The following is an 18,801-nucleotide window of genomic DNA, read 5'->3' on the forward strand; positions in this document are numbered from 1 at the left end:
CGAAAAGACGTACGAATTGCCTGCCTGAATCGATTGTTACTCCATAGTTAAACAATCAACAGAATTTAAAAGATAATATATAAAATACGCATTTATGAAAAAGGCAATGAAGAATTACGGAATTATCGCTATCGTTTTAATCGCTTTTACCTTCGCTTTCTCTAACAGCGCAGTTGCAAATGAAGAAGGTCCAAACAAACATACTACTGAACTGAAGTTCATCGGTAATAAAGAAAATCAACCTGTTTTCGAACTGAGCCTGAAGTCAACTGTAGAAGATGAGTATACAGTTACTTTCCGCGATGAGTATGGCAACGTGTTGTACACTGAGAAATTCAAAGGTGCAGCCATCTCTAAAAAGTTCCTGTTGAAATCTGAAGAGTTTGGTGATGCAGCCCTGAACGTGGTTGTAAAATCTAAAAACAACGGTTCTACAGAAGTTTATTCAATCAACAGAAGCCACACTTACGTTGAAGAAACTGTAGTAAACAAAGTAAAGTAAGAAGATACACCGTCCCGATAGTTCACAATTCATTTAAGTTTACCAAAAGGGTCCCGATAACAATCGGGACCTTTTTATTTTAGGTGTATTATAGTTTCAACTATGTCAAAGAACCTTTCGTACGAATCACAAAGGTAAATTAACTATCAACTGAGTTTTGAAAAATGGGACGGGCATGTGTCAAACCAGGGACGAGCATGTGTTAAACCAGGGACGAAATGCAATATACAGGCATAGCTATATGGTAAATGTGGGACGAGCACACATGAAACCTGGGACGAATGGTATAATCCATGTGTCAGCCATGTGTCAAAGTTGTGTGTTCCCTTAGTAAAGTATATCCTTTGACACATGGATCACACAGGGTTCACACAACCTTTAGACAAGGTTTACAGGTGTATTGCGGGCTTGATTACCCTCCCTTTAGTGCTTATGCCCCTCCATGGGTTCGGCGCCTTTTTTAAAAATATACTCACTGTTGAGCAAATAAGCACCGCTTATTACCACTACATCGCCATTTTGGAGGCCTTCCTTTATTTCAATTCGATCGCCACTTTCTAAACCGGTTTCCACAGACTTTCTTTTGTAGGTGTTTTTATCTGTCTGCACCCACACCATGGCCATTTTACCATCGCGCAGCACAGCATCTATGGGAAGCGTGGTGGCATTGCCGGCGCTGCCTTTTAAAACCACATAAGCGGGCATACCGGGTTTTAATTGATTTGTGGTATTAGGTATTGAAACCCGTAATAAATTGATGCGGGTATCGGTACTGATCTCAGGGTTGGCAAAAGTTACTTTACCGGTTATTTCTTTGCCGGGCACATCGGGCAACTGCACATGGGCTAACCCCTTATAATCAACTGAGGATAGCTGTGAGGCATACACCTGCGCTTCGGCCCACAGCGTTGAGAGGTCGGCTAATTTTACAATAACCCCACCTTCCGTTACGTATTGACCTTCTTTAACTGGTATTTCGGTAGCATACCCCGTTGCGGTGCTGTAAAATGCGGTAAGGGGTGAGAATTGTTTTGTTTTTGCCAGGGCATCTATCTGCGATTCGCTTACGCCCCATAACATCAGTTTGTTCTTTGCGCTTTGCAGCAATTGCTTAAAATCTACAATAGAATTACCAAGTGTTTGTTGCCGCTCAAGGGCAGCCAGGTACTCCTGTTTGGCCGTGTTCAGTTCTTCGCTATACAGATCGAACAGATGATCGCCTTTTTTTATATAGTCGCCGGTATTTTTAAAATACAATCTGTCTATACGGCCGGTGATGCGGGCGCTTACTGTATTCACCTTCATTTCATCGAAATTGAGGGTTGCGGTAAGCACCACTTTATCGCCTGCCAATGCATGGCCCAGGGTATCGGTTTGAATATTGCCCAGCTGTATTTGTTCATCGCTGAGCATAAGCTCGTCTTTTGTTTCGTTTGACTTTGCCACGGGTATCAGGTCCATATGGCAAATAGGACAGGTACCTGGTTTATCCTGCATTATTTGCGGGTGCATGGAACAGGTATAATAAGTATCGCTTTTTGTTGCTTCGGTTGTTTTTTTGTTCTTACAGGCGGTTATAAACAGCATGGCAAAAAAAGCTGCGCAAAGGACCAGGCGCACAAGGGAGCGTCGCAAGAAAAGCTGAGAAGAATTCCTGCTGCTGGTTCCATTATATAAAATATGTTGAAGCATAATTTTCTATTGTTTCACTTTTATAAAACTCTCGCTATCTACCAGGTATTGGGCATTGGCCGCCACTTCGTCTTCCTCCGTTAATCCACTCAACACCTGGATCAAATGATTATTGACCAGACCTGTCTGTATTTTATGGGCGACAAAAGCGTCGTCTTTTTTTACGAACACCACTTTATCGAGGCCCAGCGTAAGAACCGACTCTTCGGGTAGCCATCGGGCCGAGCGGGCGCCGGCGAAGATCACTGCCTTTACCTGGCTGCCGATGGGAATGCCCATGTTGGGATTATTAAAGTATACCCTGGCTGTAGCGGTTTTACTATCGGGCCGGTAAAACGGTTCAATAAAACTAATAGCAGCCCTGAAATCCTTATCGGGCGCCGTTTCGGGCGAGATGCGCACTTTATCGCCCACCTTTACCATTGCTGCCTGACCTGAGAAAATATTCAACACCGCCCAGGCCTTTGAAGGGTTATAAATAACAAACAGGTTCTGGGCCTTTGACACATACATGCCTTCTTTTAAGGTAAGCTCTTCGGTGATGAGCGAAATATCTTTCATGCCGGTTTGCGCCTGGGGCTGCATGGTCTCCGATTCGTGTATGTGTCCTGTATAGCCGCTATAAATAGAAACGGTGAAAACAGGCTTACCGCTTTTTTCTACCTGGTTAAGTTGTGTATTGCTCATGCCCAGTAATAATAACTTTTGACGCGCTGCAGCAATAAGCGGTTGGTTATCGGCATCGCGCTGTAACAGGAACAACAGGTTTTGCTGCGCCGTTAACAATTCCGGACTGTATACATCCATTATCTTTTGGCCTTTATTCACCTTTTGATACCGGTATTTCACATACAATTTTTCAATGCGGCCATTTATGTTTGAAGAAACCGTACCGGCCTGCCGGGTATCGTAGGTAATAAAACCGTAGGAAGTTATTTCAACCGGTTCGTCGCGCTCCTGTATATGTACCGTAGGTATAGACGAAAGTACATACTGGTTCGAAGGGCGCAACAGATCGTTGAGGGTAACATCACCTACCTTTTCACCGCCTGCAGACTTTTTAACCAGGTCCATACCACAAACAGGACAACTACCAGGTTTGTCTTTTATGATCTGCGGGTGCATGGGGCAGGTGTATGTTTCCTTCACTGAAGCCTTTTCTTCGGGTTGGTGCTTTTTTGTTTCTTTACAAGCTGTGAAGGCAATAGGCAAAAGGCAAAAGGCTAAAGGCAAAAGGCTAAAACTTTTCATAAACTATTTTATTTTATCTCCAGGATCTTCTCTAATTCTGCTTGCATTAATAAAGCAGTTTTCAACTGTTCCAGGTATTCTAACTGTGTCATATTTAAAGCCTCCCAGGCATCGAACAACTCAAAAAGCTCTTCGGTATTTTGTTCGTAGCCCAGTTGCATGGTTTGAAAATTCTTTTGCAGCGCCGGAACAATTTGCGTTTCGTACAAACGCATTTGTTTCTTTTTGGTTTCCAGTTCCGCCCGGGCAGAACCGGCCATACCGGTAGCTTCATTCAGGATCATTTGCTGCTGGCTTTTCAACGATTCGTTTTGCCAAACCAGGCTTTCTGCTTTTGCCTTATTCATTTTCGACGACCATTTGGCCAGCGGCAGTTTCACCATAGCCATAATAGTAAACTGCGATGGCTGGGTGCTAAGCCCTATCATATGATCGTACCTGACACCAAATTCTGGTTTTAGTTTTGCCAGCTCAGCATTGCGTTGCAGGTTATTCACTTCCATATTGCGTTGCAGGGCCATGATATCGCTGCGGCGGCTTTTGAGGTACGCAGAGTCGAGGATCGACACCGGAAAATCTTTCCAGGTAAACAAGGTATCGATGGAAAATTCCTGCTGTACGTTACGATACATAAGGCTGTTGAGCATAATGCGCTTTTGTCGCAATTCATTTTCCAGCATCAGCTTCATGTTATCGATATTGGCCAGTGCCGCCTTTGCTTTATAATAAGCGCTTATTTTGCCCAACCCATTCTTATAGCGTATTTCAGCGCTTTTGATCATGAAATCCAAAATGCGGGTGCCTTCATCGAGCACGGTTTGCCGTTTCAACAATACCAGCCATTCGTAGTAGCTTTTTTTTGCTACATACAGCAAATCATTCAGCGCCACTTTTCTTTTCTCTGTTTCTACGGTACTCATGCTGCGCATCCAGGCGGCTTCGGCATCCTGCTTTTTTCTACTGGGAAACATTTGCTGCGCCGATACCATAAAATAGCCCATACCTTCCTTCATCATCATTTTATCGGCCTTTATTTCTTTGGTATTATACGGCGTCATAAACAAACCGGCGCCGCCCTCGGGTGGCATCCAACTATAAGCGCCTTTGGCGGCTTCATTGAAAGCGCGCGCTTCCGACTCGTACATCTTTAACCCGGGGTTGTTTTTTTCTATGGTTGTTAAGATGTTTTCCAACGTCATAGATTCCTGCGCCTGTATAGTTAGTGCTATACTTGCAAACAGTCCGGTTATTAATACCTTTTTGAACATATTTTCTGATTTGTTGTGAATTACCAGACCTGTCAGGTCCAATTCAACATAAAAATTTTGCACGCTCATGTGATGGACCTTACAGGTCTTACGTATTTAATGCTTCGCTTCCAACACATCAATTTTGCCATGCTTGCGCAATTCGTATTCCTTTGCCATTAAAAATATAAGTGGAGTTACCAACAAAATATGCGTGGCAGAAGTAAGCACACCGCCTACCATTGGCAACACGATGGGCTTCATAACATCGCTACCCACACCATGGCTCCATAAAATGGGCACCAGCGCAAAAAGCGACACACACACGGTCATTATCTTTGGCCGTAACCTTTTGGCAGCCCCGGCAATTACATGCTCGCGCAACTCTTCTTTGGTAATGGTTTCTCTTGAATTGCCCTTTTTGTCAACCAGCTGTTGCATGGCATCGTTTAAATAGATCACCATTACTATTCCGGTTTCAACTGCCAGCCCGAACAAGGCAATAAAGCCAACCGCCACTGCAACGGAGAGGTTTACATCCCAGATGAAGATCATATACGCGCCACCAATAAGGGCAAATGGTATTGTAATAAGGCTAAGAAATGCTTCGCGGGCCGAATGAAAAGCGAAATACATGGAGATGAAAATGATCAGCAATACAACCGGCAAGATCAACTTCAACGTACGTTCACTGCGAATGAGGTTTTCGTACTGACCGCTCCACTCCAGGTAATACCCTTTGGGCAATTTGTTGATCATGGCATTCAGCTTTTCACGCGCTTCGTTTACCGTACTACCCAGGTCGCGTTCACGCACATTGAACAACACCGTACCGCGCAACATGGCATTTTCTGAATTGATCATGGGCGGGCCTTCTGCAATACCTACATCGGCTACTGCTTCCAGGGGCACAGGACCGTAATTCATGGTTTGCACCTGTAACCTTTTCAATGCGGTGAGGTTATTCCGAAAATCCTGGCCAAAGCGCGCATTCACCGAAAAGCGCTGACGGCCTTCAACAGTGGTGGTCAGCTTCATACCACCCAGGGCAATTTCAATTACGCGGTTCACATCGTCGATGCTTAAACCATAGCGGCCAATTTCATCGCGTTTAATATGAATGTCGATATACTTGCCGCCGGTAATTGGTTCAACATACAGGTCTTTTACCCCATCTATGCCTTCCAGTTGCTTTTTGATGGTTTGTGCAAAAGCATAAATGGTATCGAGGTTTTGTCCGTACACCTTTACGCCCACATCGGTACGAATACCTGTTGAAAGCATATTGATGCGGTTAATGATGGGTTGCGTCCACCCATTGGTAACACCCGGTATTTGCAGCTTATTGTTCAGTTCGTTGATGATGTCGTTCTTGGTTAAACCAGGTCGCCATTCGGCTTGTGGTTTAAGCAGAATAATAGTTTCGATCATACTGATGGGTGAGTTATCGGTAGCGGTGTTGGCACGCCCGGCCTTACCCAATACGTTCTTTACTTCGGGAACGGTTTTTATGATCTTGTCCTGCACCTGCAAAATGCGCTTTACTTCACTGTTCGAAACATCGGGTAAAGTAACCGGCATAAATAACAGCGACCCTTCATCGAGCGGCGGCATAAATTCGCGGCCCAAACTCATCAACAAAGGAATACTGATGGCCAGCGCAATGATATTTATTGCGATGGTTGTTTTACGCCATTTAATACAGGCCCGTATCACTGGTTCATATACCCGCTCCAGCAACCGGTTTACCGGGTTGGCATTTTCGGGTCTGAACTTTCCTTTCATAAAGAACGAGATCAATACCGGCGCCAGTGTTACCACCAGCAGGGCATCAACCACCATTATAAAGGTTTTGGTATAGGCCAGCGGGTGAAACAATTTTCCTTCCTGCCCCGTTAACAGAAATACCGGCAGGAACGAGGTAATGATAATAATGGTGGAAAAGAACACCCCGCGCGATACCTGTTTACATGCCTTTTCAATGATTTGCATGCGTACCAGTTCGGGGATACGGTTATTCTTATTTCCGCGTATTTTGTTAAATAGTTTCGTCATTGCATCAAGATTTTGCGCTTTGCTGTTGCTGGTATTCGGCCAGGTGGCGATACGCGTTTTCGCTCATAATAATTCCATTGTCGACAATAACTCCTATTGCCAGCGCAATACCGGTTAACGACATAATATTCGACGACAGCCCAATGGCGTTCAATAAAATAAAGCTTACGGCAATGGTGATAGGAATTTGTATAATGATGCTTAGGGCGCTGCGCCAGTGAAACAGGAAAATGATCACAATTAAACATACCACCGCCATTTCTTCAATGAGCTTGTTCTTTACATTGCCCACAGCGGCTTGTATGAGTTCACTGCGATCGTAACCGGTCTTAAAAGTTACGCCACCTGGCAGGCCTTTCTCCACTTCTTTCATTTTCTCTTTGATTGCGGTGATCACTTTATCGGCATTTTCGCCATAGCGCATTACGACAATACCGCCTACTACTTCGCCCTGTCCATTTTCATCGAAGATGCCCAAGCGCAGATCGCCGCCCATTTGCACGGTGCCTATGTCTTTTACCCTAACCGGAATGCCATTGTAATTACTTACTGCAATGCTTTCGAGGTCTTCTTTGCTTTTTACATAACCCAGTCCGCGAATGATGTACGCCATATCGCTCATTTCGAACTTGCGGCCGCCTACATCATTGTTCGCTTCTTTTACTTTGTTCATTACATCCATCAGCGATACGTTGTAAAACTGCAGCTTAACGGGGTCGAGCACCAGCTGGTATTGTTTTTCAAAACCACCAAAGGACGAAACTTCGGCCACACCGGGCACGGTTTGTAAAGCGAGTTTTATGTACCAGTCCTGCAATGCGCGTTGTTCGCCGAGGTCCATTTGTTTGGCATCGAGCGAGTACCAGAATACGTGACCCACGCCGGTACCATCGGGACCCAGGGTTGGCGTAATGCCTTCGGGCAATAAACGTTGCGCATAGTTCAGGCGCTCGAGCACGCGGGTGCGCGCCCAATAGATATCGGTATTATCGTCGAAGATCACGTACACAAAACTCATCCCGAACATAGAGGTGGCGCGTACGTTCTTTACATTGGGTATACCTTGCAGGTTGCTTACCAGTGGGTAGGTCACCTGGTCTTCGATGATCTGCGGGCTGCGCCCCATCCATTCGGTAAAAACGATCACCTGGTTTTCAGACAGGTCGGGGATGGCATCGATGGGGTTTTTCTTTACATTGATAAAGCCCCATACAAGCAGTGCGGCTGCCAAAGCCAGCACCACGTACCGGTTTTTGAGTGACCAGGATATTAATGAAGAGATCATTGCTTATTTATTGTGCTGTATTGAATAGGGAATGTGAATAGCTCACAAGAGGCTGGTCGTGAAACGGCAAACGCGAAACGTGAAATAAATACAAGATGCCTCTTCTAAAACAGAGGCCTTTCACTTTTAGGCCGTGAATCGGTCCGCCAGCTGGCGGATGAATCGTGAATGGCCTCGCGAAGCGAATGTGATAATTCGATAATTAGATAATTCGATAATGGAATACAGCCTCGCGAATTTCACGACTAATATGCGATCTTGCGCCGCCCGAAATTATTGCCGATTGCCGATTGCCGATTGCCGATTGCCGATTGCCGATTGCCGATTGCCGATTGCCGATTGCCGATTGCCTTTCATTATCACATTATCGAATTATCACATTAGCACATTAACTACTGGATCTCCTCCTCAACACTTCCGCACTCCATCATTTTATCGCCGAAATAGGGATTCTTTATTTCTTTGGTTTCGCTTAACCACATAGCGCCTTTGCCATCTTTAGCCATTGGGCAATGATCGTGGTACAGGGTTTTGCCGCCACCAAAGGCTTTTACCACGGTGTACAGGCTTTCGCTCAAAGAGCTAAACATCTCGCGCTGGTGTTCAATATCTCCGGTGCTTTTTGCAATATGTTCGCCACTTGTTTTTAAATTCCCTTCCTGTTGATCGTATACTTTTTTCTGGTCGGCCGAAAGCAGTGATTTGTCTAAGCCTTTCAAAGCTGCCAGCATTTTATTGGCGGCCTCGCCGGCATCGGCAGCCTTGCCATTAGTGAGGGCATTCTTTATTTGCAGGTAATCATCTGTAATGTTTTTAATTTGATTGGCCACGGCTGCATCAACATTTGTAAAAGATGCTTTTACTACTTTAACCTCGGCGTTCTCTTCTGCTGTAGCATGCGCCGCTTCGGGTGCTTTTTCTTCTTTTGGGGTTGTGTTTGAAGCGCTTTCGCCGCAGGAATATGCAATAATTGAAATAGTAGCTAATACACCAATGAATAACTTTTTCATTTGAATGAGTTTTGTAGTTATGAATAATTTAAATACAGGCGCACAGGAAAATGCAAACCATTGAGCGGTGCTTTTCTTATGCTATAATTTTATGTTGAATACTAAATGGAAACGTAAGCAGGCATTGCAGACAATAATGCCAACTGCCCAACAGAATGCCGGGGTATAGAAAGGGAAATTGATCAGATACGGAAAATACAATAGCGAATACGCACGGGCACTGTACTTCGGGGAGGTGCGTTTGATACGGGGTATTCTTCAGTTATAGAAGAAATAACCGGTAATACGAAAGGAGAATAGGTAGTGATCACTGCTACACCAACCGGAGCATCGGTCTGAAACCGGCTTTCACCTTTTTGGTCTTTTTCAACCTGAAGTGTATGGTGCTTATCCTCGCAGCAACCATTCTTTTTACTCTTCACCTTTTCCATGCCGCAATTGCCACAGGTGTGGGTGTCTTGCACGGAAAGGTCCCAGTTCACCAGTTCGCCCATGCAATAATGCAGGTTTACCGTAGCGCCTACCGAGGTGCCGAGGTAAAAAATGGCTAATATGGATACCAGGAGCTTTTTCATTCGGTGTAAAAGTATATTGTTTTTTCGGAACGGGGTTTATAAAATTTGGGGGAAGTGTTATAGAATAGTGAGGTAAGAGTTAGGAGGTAAGAAGTAAGAAATACAGAGGGCCAGAACTGTAAATAAAAGACAGTCACTGATTTACGACAAGCCCAAGGACTCCGAACAGGCAAGTTAACGAGTTGACGTGTTAACGAGTTAACTCGTTACCGCCACCTCGTGGCCTACCCTCCCGATCTCCCCCGGTGGGGGGAGGGGCTTTTCTTATAACCTAAATTTCGTTGGCGTTTATCGCCTTTTAAATTTCAACCTGTCAACTATTAATCAACCTGCTGCACTTAAACCCTTGTTAACTCGTCAACTACCCCTAACCTCCATCTATACAAACCCTTGTATTACCGATACAATCATTAATATGTAATTTCCCTTTTATTTCTTTGCAACATGCCTTATTCAAGGATACCCGATGTTTTTATACATGTATTTGCAGGACTGGCTTTTATGCTACTGCCCCTGCTTTTCATGAGCGGCCAGGCCGGTGAAGATGGCGTGGGCGTTATTGTATTGTCAATTGGGTACTGGATCTTTTGTCTTACTTATATTTTTATCTTCTACCTTAATACTTACTGGCTTATTCCGCAGCTATATCTTAAAAGGAAGTATCTGTTTTACGCAGCCATAATATTGGTGTTGTTTATTTTGATAGCTTATGCCCGGCCTTTTGAATTGCTTTTACAGCACCATCATCCACCGCGACCAAACGATATGGTAATGCCTAATCGTGGAGCATATAATGGACCAGGTGGTGGCCCCCCAAGAGGGCCCAGGCATGGCGGACCAAGGAATATGCGCATTGATATTGTAAGTATCTTTCTTTACATAATGACCATTGCGTTGGGAATGGCCATACAAATAACCCGCCAGTGGCGCACATCGCTTCAACAGGTTGCCCGCGCCGAGGCCGACAAAGCACAAGCAGAACTATCCTTTTTAAAAGCACAGATCAATCCGCATTTCTTATTTAATACCCTGAACAATATTTACACGCTGGCCATTACTAAAAATGATAAAACGGCCGATAGCATTATGAAGCTGTCGAACATTATGCGATATGTAACTGATGATGTTTCACAGCATTTTGTTCCACTACAATTGGAAGTTGATTGTATCAATGATTTTATAGAACTGCAGCGGCTGCGGCTAAGTAAAAAAACAACGGTTGATTTTGCCGTAAGGGGCAGGCTCAACGATAAAACCATAGTACCTTTATTGCTGATCACTTTTGTGGAGAACGTATTCAAGTATGGCATCAGCAATCATGAAAATACTACTATAACCATTCAATTAACAGCCGACGAGCGAAGCATTACATTCTATTGCCACAATAAGATCTTTACGCCAGCAGGCACCCCTCAACGTACGGGTATTGGTATTGCCAATGCTCAAAAACGGCTCAATCATTTGTACCCTAACAAACATTTATTGAACATAACCAACGAAAACGGTTTCTTTTCCGTAGAGTTGATCTTACTAGCTTAAACTGTTTCGTTATGCAATTGAAATGTGTTGCCATAGATGATGAGCCCCTGGCGCTGGAGCTCTTACAAACCTATATTACCCGCTTTCCTCAATTAAAACTGGTACATACATTCGACGATGCTATTTCAGCGGTTGAATTATTACGTAATACTAAGATCGACCTGCTGTTTATCGATATCAATATGCCCGATATTTCGGGTATTGACCTGGTACGCTCTTTGCAACAAAAGCCACTGATCATTTTTACTACAGCACATAAGCAATTTGCCATTGAAGGGTTTGAACTGGATGCCGTGGATTACCTGCTAAAACCTATCAATATCGACCGGTTTACCAGGGCAGTACATAAAGCAATTGATTATTATAAGTACAAGAGTACGCCGGCACAAGATGATAACGACTGCTTATTTGTACATTCAGAATACAAGCTGGTTAAAATTCAATTAAATGAAATTGAATACATAGAAAGCCTCGAAGATTATATTAAGATACACATTACCGGGGCCAGGCCAGTGTTAACACTTATGTCAATGAAAAAAGTGCTGGAAAAACTGCCTGCAGATAAATTCCAGCGAATACATCGCAGCTATATTGTGTCTGTGGCAAAAGTGAGATCCATTCAAAACCGGAAGGTACAATTAGCAGCCGGCGTAGAACTACCCATCAGCGATAGTTACGTAAATTTCATCATTAACTGGAAGAAAAATTGATAATAAAACGGGCCTTTCCCCGATACATTTGCCGGTTTCGTCTATAACATTATTGCAATACTTAATATTGGAACTATTTTTATGTTGTTCAAAGCAATTTTGTTTTATACAGTGCAGTTATTATTGGCGGTTAGGGGCGCGGCAACCTATTTACCCGTTGTAACGTAAAAGAAGAAGACAGAAACCGATCAATTTCCAATAAAACAACCTGTATGAAGAAATTACTTAGTCTGGCGGGCTTTATCGTATTAATGACAGTTCTTGTTATAGCTTGTAAAAAAGACAGTGAAAATGATAACACGCCTGCCACTGTTGATTGCAGCACCATCACCACCACGTTTTCAGGTACAGTACAGCCATTAATGAATACAAGTTGTGCAAAAAGCAATTGCCATGCTACGGGAAGCGTAAACGGTCCCGGCCCACTTGTAACTTACACGCAGATTTTTAATGCAAGGGTAAAAATAAAAGATGTGGTAGCAAGCGGCACCATGCCACAAGACGCAGCTTTCAGCGCCAGTCAAAAAGCCCTTATTACCTGTTGGATAGACGCAGGAGCCCCAAATAATTAAAAATAATTTCAGATGTAAGCGCAATGATAAGTGCCTAACATCGTCAAAATAAGTACAAAGAAATTTTTAGAACTCGTTTTTCATGGGTGTTACTTTTAAAGTGCAAAGCCCTGTTTCCACAGGGCTTTTCTTATGCCCGTTACCGAAGAAATTTTAAGAATAATTTTCCAGCTGCGATTAAACTTTTACACTTACCAGCCTTCTTAATACAATAGATCAATAACCAAACTCTTTTTCATGGCCGCTTTCTACCCGACCAAACATTCGTTTCATGAAAGTGATTTCCAGGAAGGCCATTGTATTTACGCTTATTGCTTGCAGCTTCTTTAATTCATTACATGCACAATTCCTTGTTCCTAAACACGAAATAGGTTTAGGTGTGGGCATGTTCATTTACCAGGGCGACCTTACTCCTGAAGATGCCGGCGCATTTAAAACGCCAGGGTTTGCATTCAACATCTTTTATAACCGCCTGCTTTCGCGTTCTTTTTCATTACGCACTAACCTAGCCCATGGAAAACTAACGGCCGATGACGCCAATTACAAAACACCCGAATGGCGTAAAGAACGTGCATTCAGATTTGGTACCCGGGTGACCGAAATTTCAGAACTGTTGGTTTGGAATATTCTAGGAAACAATTATGGCGAAAGGAAAATAATATCTCCGTACATCTTTGGTGGCATTGGCATTAGCGCCTTACGTATTACCCGCGACTGGAGCAACATTAATTATGATTATTTTGCCAGTGAAACAACTTTGCTCGAAGGTCTGGCTGAAGATTCTACGCATACACTACCCAGCACTATTGGAGTTATTCCCGTAGGCATCGGATTCAGATACCCTATTACAGACAAATTATCATTAATGGCCGAAGGGTCGTATCGCTTCACCTTTAGCGATTATATTGATGGGTTCAGTAAGGCATCGAACCCCAATAAAAATGACTTTTACTCAAACATTTCGTTAGGCATCATATACACGTTTGGAAAAAGAAGCACTCTCGACTGTCCTATAATACGCAACTAATAATAAAGAGCTTTTCCGATTGAGAACTGGTGATCATTTACGTATGAAAAACTAAAAGTCCTCCCGGCGAACCGGAAGGACTTTTCTTTTTTATGCGCGGTAAAACTATTATTATGGTGTGCCACATTTGTTGTTCTACGCAATGGTAAATGTGGCTCACCTATATTTTTAACCCGTAACCGGCTGTTGCATGGCCATTGGTTTGGCTATCATTTTAGAATGAGAAAGATAAGCCGTATCGGGACTGTACAAAAACAAACAGCTGCCATCTTTAATGGTATTGATAATGGCTTTATGTAAAGTTGGCGGTACAGCAGGGCAACCCAGGCTGCGGCCTAAAAACCCCGTCATTTGTATAACCTTTTCATTTACATAATTAGCTGCATGCATAACAATACTTCTGTTAAATGCATTGTCATTTATTCCTGCCTCCATACCTTCAAGGCGTAAAGAATAACCATGTTCGCCTTTATAGGTATTTCCTGTTACGTAAAAGCCCAAACTACTCTTAAAGCTGTTAAGATCGTTTGAAAACTCTGTAGCCATTTCTTTACCTGAATTACGGCCATGCGAAACAAATGTATTGAACAACAATTTGCCTGTAGTTACATCAATTACAAACAACCTCTTTTTTGAAGAAGGCAAACTGAAATCAACGATGGAAAGTACATTGTTCTTTTTAACAGTGCCGCTTTCAAGCAGTCCCATATAGCCTTGTAATCCATAGTTAAAGGCTTCCTGTGAAAGCCCCAGGCTGTCTAACTTCATTTGACCATACAACATACTGTACTGGTTAACAGCACTAACTGTGTTGTCAATAGCTGAATCCTTCACGGGGATAGCTGTATGAGTCTTTTTATTGTTCAGAAAACTCGCTGCAGGTGCAGCGAAAATGAAACACACTACGGCCACTAGTAACAGTGGAAGGATGTACTTTACTTTGGGATGATTGGATGTGGGCATTAATTTTTCGTTGGTATTGATTAATGAATGAGTTACCCGTATATAACGTTACAAGGCGCAAGAAGTTTGCCCAATAAGGCCCTTAAGTTAATTTTAACAGTAATAAATATTGATGTTGTATGGGGGTATTTATTTAATTTTTCTCTGCAGCTTCCTGTGCTTTTTCAGCGGCTTCACGCTCCTTCGCTTCGCGCTTTGCTTTCTTTCTAAAAAAACCACGGAATAAAAAATTGTGTTGTAAGGCCTCCAGATCTTCATCGAGTTTGCGGCTACCCGAATTGAGGTTTTCCAGTATGTTCCTAAGATCATCGGCAGCCTGCGGATCGTTTAGTAATACGCCTGCGGCATTATTGTTTGTATGCAGCTGATCACTTACTGATCTTAAATTGGCTGTAAACGAACGGGTAGCATTGGCGGCATCGTTTATTTGCCGTACAGCAGATTGTAAGTTGGTCATGATAACGGTATCATGCACCAGACCATTTGCCAGGCTGCCGGGCTTTTCTAACTGCGCTGTATACTCTGCAATGCGGCTGCTAAGCAACTGGCTGTTGCGCGCTGCCAATTGTAAATTACTGGCAGTGCTTGCCAGGCTTTTGTATAAAGTAGCATCGGTAAGTAAAGCGCCTGCAGTGCCTTCACCATTCACCAGGCGGTTGCTCACTGTTTTAAAATCGGTAGTAATAGCCACCAGGTTTTCGTTGTTCTTTTGCAATGTGGCCATCATATCATCGGTGCTTAGTGTTTTTTCAACCATCAAATGTTCGCCACCCTCAATAGCGCCAGCCGGTTCGGTACCGCCATAAATAACTACCAGTTTATTACCAATAAAACCTTCGGCGCCCACTTTAGCTTTGGCATCTTTACGAATAAACTCCTGAGCTTTTCTTTCAATATGCATTGTTACCCGTATCTGCGAATTGCCATTAAATTCAACCGACTTTACAATGCCCACTTTTACTCCGGAAAACCAAACATTATCGCCCTTCTGTAATCCGTTCACATTATCAAAAACCGCCTGCACTTTAATAGAAGGGGCAAATGTTTTTTTCTGTCCGCCAAGAGTAAAAACGCCAACCAACAAGATCAGCAGGCCTATTGTTACAAACAGGCCGACTATTACAGTTCGTTTATTTTTTTCTGTGCTCATTAGTAACCATTTTTAGTGCATTTTCAATCAGGTTATAAAGTTGTAATCATAAAAACTTTTTAGTCGCTCATCGCCGCTTGAAAACACCTGCTCAAACGAACCTTCCTGTACAAAACGGCCATCGAGCAAAACAGCTAAACGATCGCCGGTTATTTTGGCACAGGTAAGGTCATGCGTAATAATTATAGAGCTGGTATTGAACTTTAACTGTACTTCTTTAATAAGCTCGTTTATTTCCATACTGGTAATGGGATCGAGCCCGGCGGTTGGTTCATCGTACAACATAATAGCAGGTTGCATAATAAGGGTACGCGCAATGCCTATACGTTTTCGTTGCCCACCCGACAGTTCGGCCGGCCACTGGTTAATGGTTTGCGACAGGCCAACAGCGTCAAGTGCTTTTTCCACCGCCTCAGTTACCTGCCCCCTGCTTAAGTGTTTTGAATTGCGCAACAAAGGAAACTCCAGGTTCTCGCGCACCGTCATACTATCGTACAGGGCACTGTTTTGAAATGAAAATCCAATGCGTAAACGCAGTTGCTCCAGTTCGCGATAGCTAATGGCAGTAACATCATTACCTAATACATTTACGGTTCCTTTATCGGGTTTTAATAAACCGGCAATTATTTTTATCAGCACCGATTTACCAGTACCCGATCTTCCCAGCACTACTACGTTCTCACCCTGGTAAACATCAAGGTCAATGCCACGCAGCACATGGTTTGGCCCAAAAGATTTGTGCAGATCCCGAATACAGATCACGCATTTTGTTCTGTCGATATGTAATCCTTCTTTTATCATTATGGTCTGAACCAGTTAGTGATCTGTACAATAACTATTTCTTCTATAAATATCAGGAACATGGCCATCACCACGGAGGTGTTGGCCGCACGGCCTACGCCCTGCGTTCCCTGGGTTGTATTATAACCCTGATAACAACTTATAATGCCAATGGTAAAACCAAAGACGATTGACTTTAAGACCGATGAAAAAATATCAATAAAGTTGATGCTGTGAAAACCGTTCTCAATAAAAGAAACAAAGCTGGTTTGTTCATTGGCGTGCACATTTACAAAGGCGCCCGCTAAAGCAAGCAAGGCCATGTATAACATTAATAAAGGCACCATAAAAGTGGTGGCCAGCACGCGGGTAACAACAAGAAATTTAAATGGGTTGGTAGCCGATACTTCCATGGCATCTATTTGCTCGGTAACTTTCATGGAGCCCAGCTCGGCGCCAATATTTGAGCCTACTTTACCTGCTGTAATAAGGCCCGTTACCAGCGGGGCCAATGCCCGAATAATAGCAATGGCTACCAGTGACGGTAGCCAGGAAGTTGCGCCGAACTCAGATAACGATGGGCGACTTTGTTTTGTAAATACGATGCCTGTTATAAAACCGGTAAGCGTTATTAGTGGTAATGATTTTACCCCTACCGCATAACTCTGCTTAATGATCTCTTTAAACTCATAAGGAGGTAAAAACACTGCACGGAAAAAGCGTCCCATAAACTGACCTAATGAATACATATCAATAAAGAATGCATCCAGTTTTTGGGAAATTACATATCTGCGCGGTTGTTTTTGTTTTACTTTCATCGATGCATCATGCATCGAAATTTAGAACCAGCTTTTGTTGGGCAACGAATTCCCCAATATGCTAACTAAAACGTATAGGGCAGCTATTTATGGGCAATAGGATCGGGCGTGCCGTCTGGGTCATTTTTAGCTGTACCAGAAGTGGTTATAGCATTTCCTTTAAGTAATAACAAACCGGCCACATGTGGGGTTGCCATTGAGGTTCCGCTAAAAATGGCATATTTACCATTGAGGTATGTGGAAGGTATACGTACACCGGGTGCTGCATAATCAACCACATCATTGCCATAGTTTGAAAAAGAAGCAAAATTATCGAGGCTGTCAACTGCAGACACGGTATAGATGTTAGTGGCGTTCACGCGGCCAGGTGAAAATCCGTTAGCCGATTTGCCGTCGTTACCAGCTGCAATGGCAAAGAAAATACCTTTGGCTGCTATGTTCTTAACCTGCTCATCGAGGATGTTTGAAGGCTCATCTTCGCCCAGGCTCATATTTACCACATCGCCTGCTTTTGCATTGCTGCTAATGTATGATAATGCCTGTATGATAGAACCGAGGGTGCCTTCGCCGTTCTTATCAAATACCCGGCAGGCTACCAGGCTTGCGCCAGAGGCAACACCTAATACACCTTCGGAGTTATTTTTTGCACCTATGATGCCGGCCACATGGGTACCATGTCCGTTTTCATCGGCGGCCGAGGTTACACCATTAATAAATGATTTACTGCGTGTTGCATCTGCGTTCAGGTCGGGGTGGGTAAAATCAATTCCCGAATCAATGATCCAGGCCGTTTTGCCAGTGCCATCGCCATACCCTACGCGAGCCACGTTCCAGGTAATGGTTTTTGGTTCAACCACCTGAAAACAAGTACCATAGGCCACTACGCGGTCCTGCTCAATCATTTTGATAGAACTATCTGCTTTTAAGCGAAGCAGTTCGGCCCCAGACAGCTTTGCAATAAAACCACCTAAACTGCGGCCGGGCGTACCTGCGAAGGTATTACGCAAGGCACCCAGGTTTATTTTATTTCGTTGCAACAGGTCATTACTAAAAGAAGCAACCCGGGCAGTGGATGATAAACTGCTGCTGGTTGAAGGGTTATAAGCAATTATGTACTGGTCGGTAATTAATCTTCCATTTTCGGCGCTTTGCTGCACCACACAGTTACTGGTTGAAGTATTGTTGTTGTCAGAAGATATGGAATCACTTTTTTTACAGGCGGCGAAGATCAACACACCTACGATCGTTGCACGGGTTATAGTTTTTACATTCATTGGTAATGGGCCTCCAGGTTTCTATTAACGAGTTTTTATAATATTTGGCTGGGTGTAAGCAATTGCTTTAACAACCTTTTACCATTTCAATCAATCACATTCCTGAAGGGCAAATGTCGAACCAATTGGGCAATAAATGCCCGATGCAGTGAGGGTATCGGCAAAAACAGCGGGTTAACACTTATGTAAAATGAACATATTTCTTAGCCTACCGAAGTGTTTGACTGTTCAATGACATTTATGAGGGCATTTTGTACCGACTGAATGGCACTGCGGGTGGCAGTGCCTGCAATTTCGCCGCTTCTGCCAGCTGGCGACGCCATGATGTTACCGCATCTGTTTCATCATAGC

The 18,801-nt window shown here is 43.5% G+C and carries 17 protein-coding genes; 5 read left to right on the forward strand and 12 right to left on the reverse strand.

All coding sequences use genetic code 11. From position 1 onward, the window contains the following. The first annotated feature begins 94 nt into the window (after positions 1-94). Entirely contained in the window at positions 95-502 is a 408-nt protein-coding gene (locus tag GGD38_RS16585; RefSeq protein WP_375297365.1) for a hypothetical protein, read from the forward strand. A gap of 423 nt (positions 503-925) precedes the next feature. On the opposite strand, the gene GGD38_RS16590 is transcribed toward GGD38_RS16585, so the two are convergent. From GGD38_RS16590 to GGD38_RS16620, 7 genes are all read right to left on the reverse strand, one after another. Beyond that, positions 926-2,194 (reverse strand): efflux RND transporter periplasmic adaptor subunit, encoded by a 1,269-nt coding sequence (locus GGD38_RS16590; RefSeq protein ID WP_375297366.1) that lies wholly within the window; start codon positions 2,192-2,194, stop codon positions 926-928. 6 nt (positions 2,195-2,200) lie between these two features. After that, complete coding sequence (locus tag GGD38_RS16595; protein ID WP_375297367.1) at positions 2,201-3,445, reverse strand: efflux RND transporter periplasmic adaptor subunit; 1,245 nt, start codon at positions 3,443-3,445, stop codon at positions 2,201-2,203. An 8-nt stretch (positions 3,446-3,453) separates the two neighbouring features. Then, a complete protein-coding gene (locus GGD38_RS16600; RefSeq protein WP_375297368.1) occupies positions 3,454-4,713 on the reverse strand; it encodes a TolC family protein in 1,260 nt (419 codons plus the stop codon). A gap of 96 nt (positions 4,714-4,809) precedes the next feature. Next, positions 4,810-6,747, reverse strand: coding sequence for an efflux RND transporter permease subunit (locus GGD38_RS16605; RefSeq protein WP_375303853.1), 1,938 nt, complete (start codon positions 6,745-6,747; stop codon positions 4,810-4,812). Between the two features lie 4 nt (positions 6,748-6,751). Next, positions 6,752-8,032, reverse strand: coding sequence for an efflux RND transporter permease subunit (locus GGD38_RS16610; protein ID WP_375297370.1), 1,281 nt, complete (start codon positions 8,030-8,032; stop codon positions 6,752-6,754). Positions 8,033-8,424: 392 nt separating this feature from the next. After that, positions 8,425-9,042 (reverse strand): DUF3347 domain-containing protein, encoded by a 618-nt coding sequence (locus GGD38_RS16615; RefSeq protein WP_375297371.1) that lies wholly within the window; start codon positions 9,040-9,042, stop codon positions 8,425-8,427. Positions 9,043-9,224: 182 nt separating this feature from the next. Continuing rightward, on the reverse strand, positions 9,225-9,617 hold the full coding sequence (locus GGD38_RS16620; RefSeq protein WP_375297372.1) for a hypothetical protein: 393 nt from the start codon (positions 9,615-9,617) through the stop codon (positions 9,225-9,227). Positions 9,618-10,061: 444 nt separating this feature from the next. Here GGD38_RS16620 and GGD38_RS16625 point away from each other — a divergent pair, with 444 nt between their 5' ends. The 4 genes from GGD38_RS16625 to GGD38_RS16640 all read left to right on the forward strand — a co-directional run bounded on the left by GGD38_RS16625 (position 10,062) and on the right by GGD38_RS16640 (position 13,465). Continuing rightward, positions 10,062-11,156: a sensor histidine kinase gene (locus tag GGD38_RS16625; RefSeq protein ID WP_375297373.1), complete on the forward strand. Its 1,095-nt coding sequence runs from the start codon at positions 10,062-10,064 to the stop codon at positions 11,154-11,156. 11 nt (positions 11,157-11,167) lie between these two features. Next, positions 11,168-11,866 (forward strand): LytR/AlgR family response regulator transcription factor, encoded by a 699-nt coding sequence (locus tag GGD38_RS16630; protein WP_375297374.1) that lies wholly within the window; start codon positions 11,168-11,170, stop codon positions 11,864-11,866. A 212-nt stretch (positions 11,867-12,078) separates the two neighbouring features. Next, positions 12,079-12,438 (forward strand): hypothetical protein, encoded by a 360-nt coding sequence (locus tag GGD38_RS16635; RefSeq protein WP_375297375.1) that lies wholly within the window; start codon positions 12,079-12,081, stop codon positions 12,436-12,438. A 271-nt stretch (positions 12,439-12,709) separates the two neighbouring features. After that, positions 12,710-13,465, forward strand: a complete 756-nt coding sequence (locus tag GGD38_RS16640) for a DUF6089 family protein (protein ID WP_375297376.1) — start codon at positions 12,710-12,712, stop codon at positions 13,463-13,465. A 168-nt stretch (positions 13,466-13,633) separates the two neighbouring features. Here the strand turns inward: GGD38_RS16640 and GGD38_RS16645 are convergent, their stop codons facing one another. From GGD38_RS16645 to GGD38_RS16665, 5 genes are all read right to left on the reverse strand, one after another. After that, positions 13,634-14,428 (reverse strand): murein L,D-transpeptidase catalytic domain family protein, encoded by a 795-nt coding sequence (locus GGD38_RS16645; RefSeq protein ID WP_375297377.1) that lies wholly within the window; start codon positions 14,426-14,428, stop codon positions 13,634-13,636. A gap of 133 nt (positions 14,429-14,561) precedes the next feature. Beyond that, positions 14,562-15,578 (reverse strand): MlaD family protein, encoded by a 1,017-nt coding sequence (locus tag GGD38_RS16650; protein WP_375297378.1) that lies wholly within the window; start codon positions 15,576-15,578, stop codon positions 14,562-14,564. Positions 15,579-15,605: 27 nt separating this feature from the next. Next, a complete protein-coding gene (locus tag GGD38_RS16655) occupies positions 15,606-16,379 on the reverse strand; it encodes an ABC transporter ATP-binding protein (protein ID WP_375297379.1) in 774 nt (257 codons plus the stop codon). Continuing rightward, on the reverse strand, positions 16,379-17,176 hold the full coding sequence (locus GGD38_RS16660) for an MlaE family ABC transporter permease (RefSeq protein WP_375303854.1): 798 nt from the start codon (positions 17,174-17,176) through the stop codon (positions 16,379-16,381). Before GGD38_RS16660 ends, GGD38_RS16655 begins: the two co-directional genes overlap by 1 nt. A gap of 83 nt (positions 17,177-17,259) precedes the next feature. After that, positions 17,260-18,450 carry a S8 family serine peptidase gene (locus GGD38_RS16665; RefSeq protein WP_375297381.1) on the reverse strand — a complete coding sequence of 397 codons (1,191 nt, stop codon included), beginning with the start codon at positions 18,448-18,450 and terminating at the stop codon, positions 17,260-17,262. Between the last annotated feature and the right edge of the window lie 351 nt (positions 18,451-18,801).

This window comes from Niastella sp. OAS944 (assembly GCA_024809215.1).
Classification (GTDB): Bacteria; Bacteroidota; Bacteroidia; order Chitinophagales; family Chitinophagaceae; genus Niastella.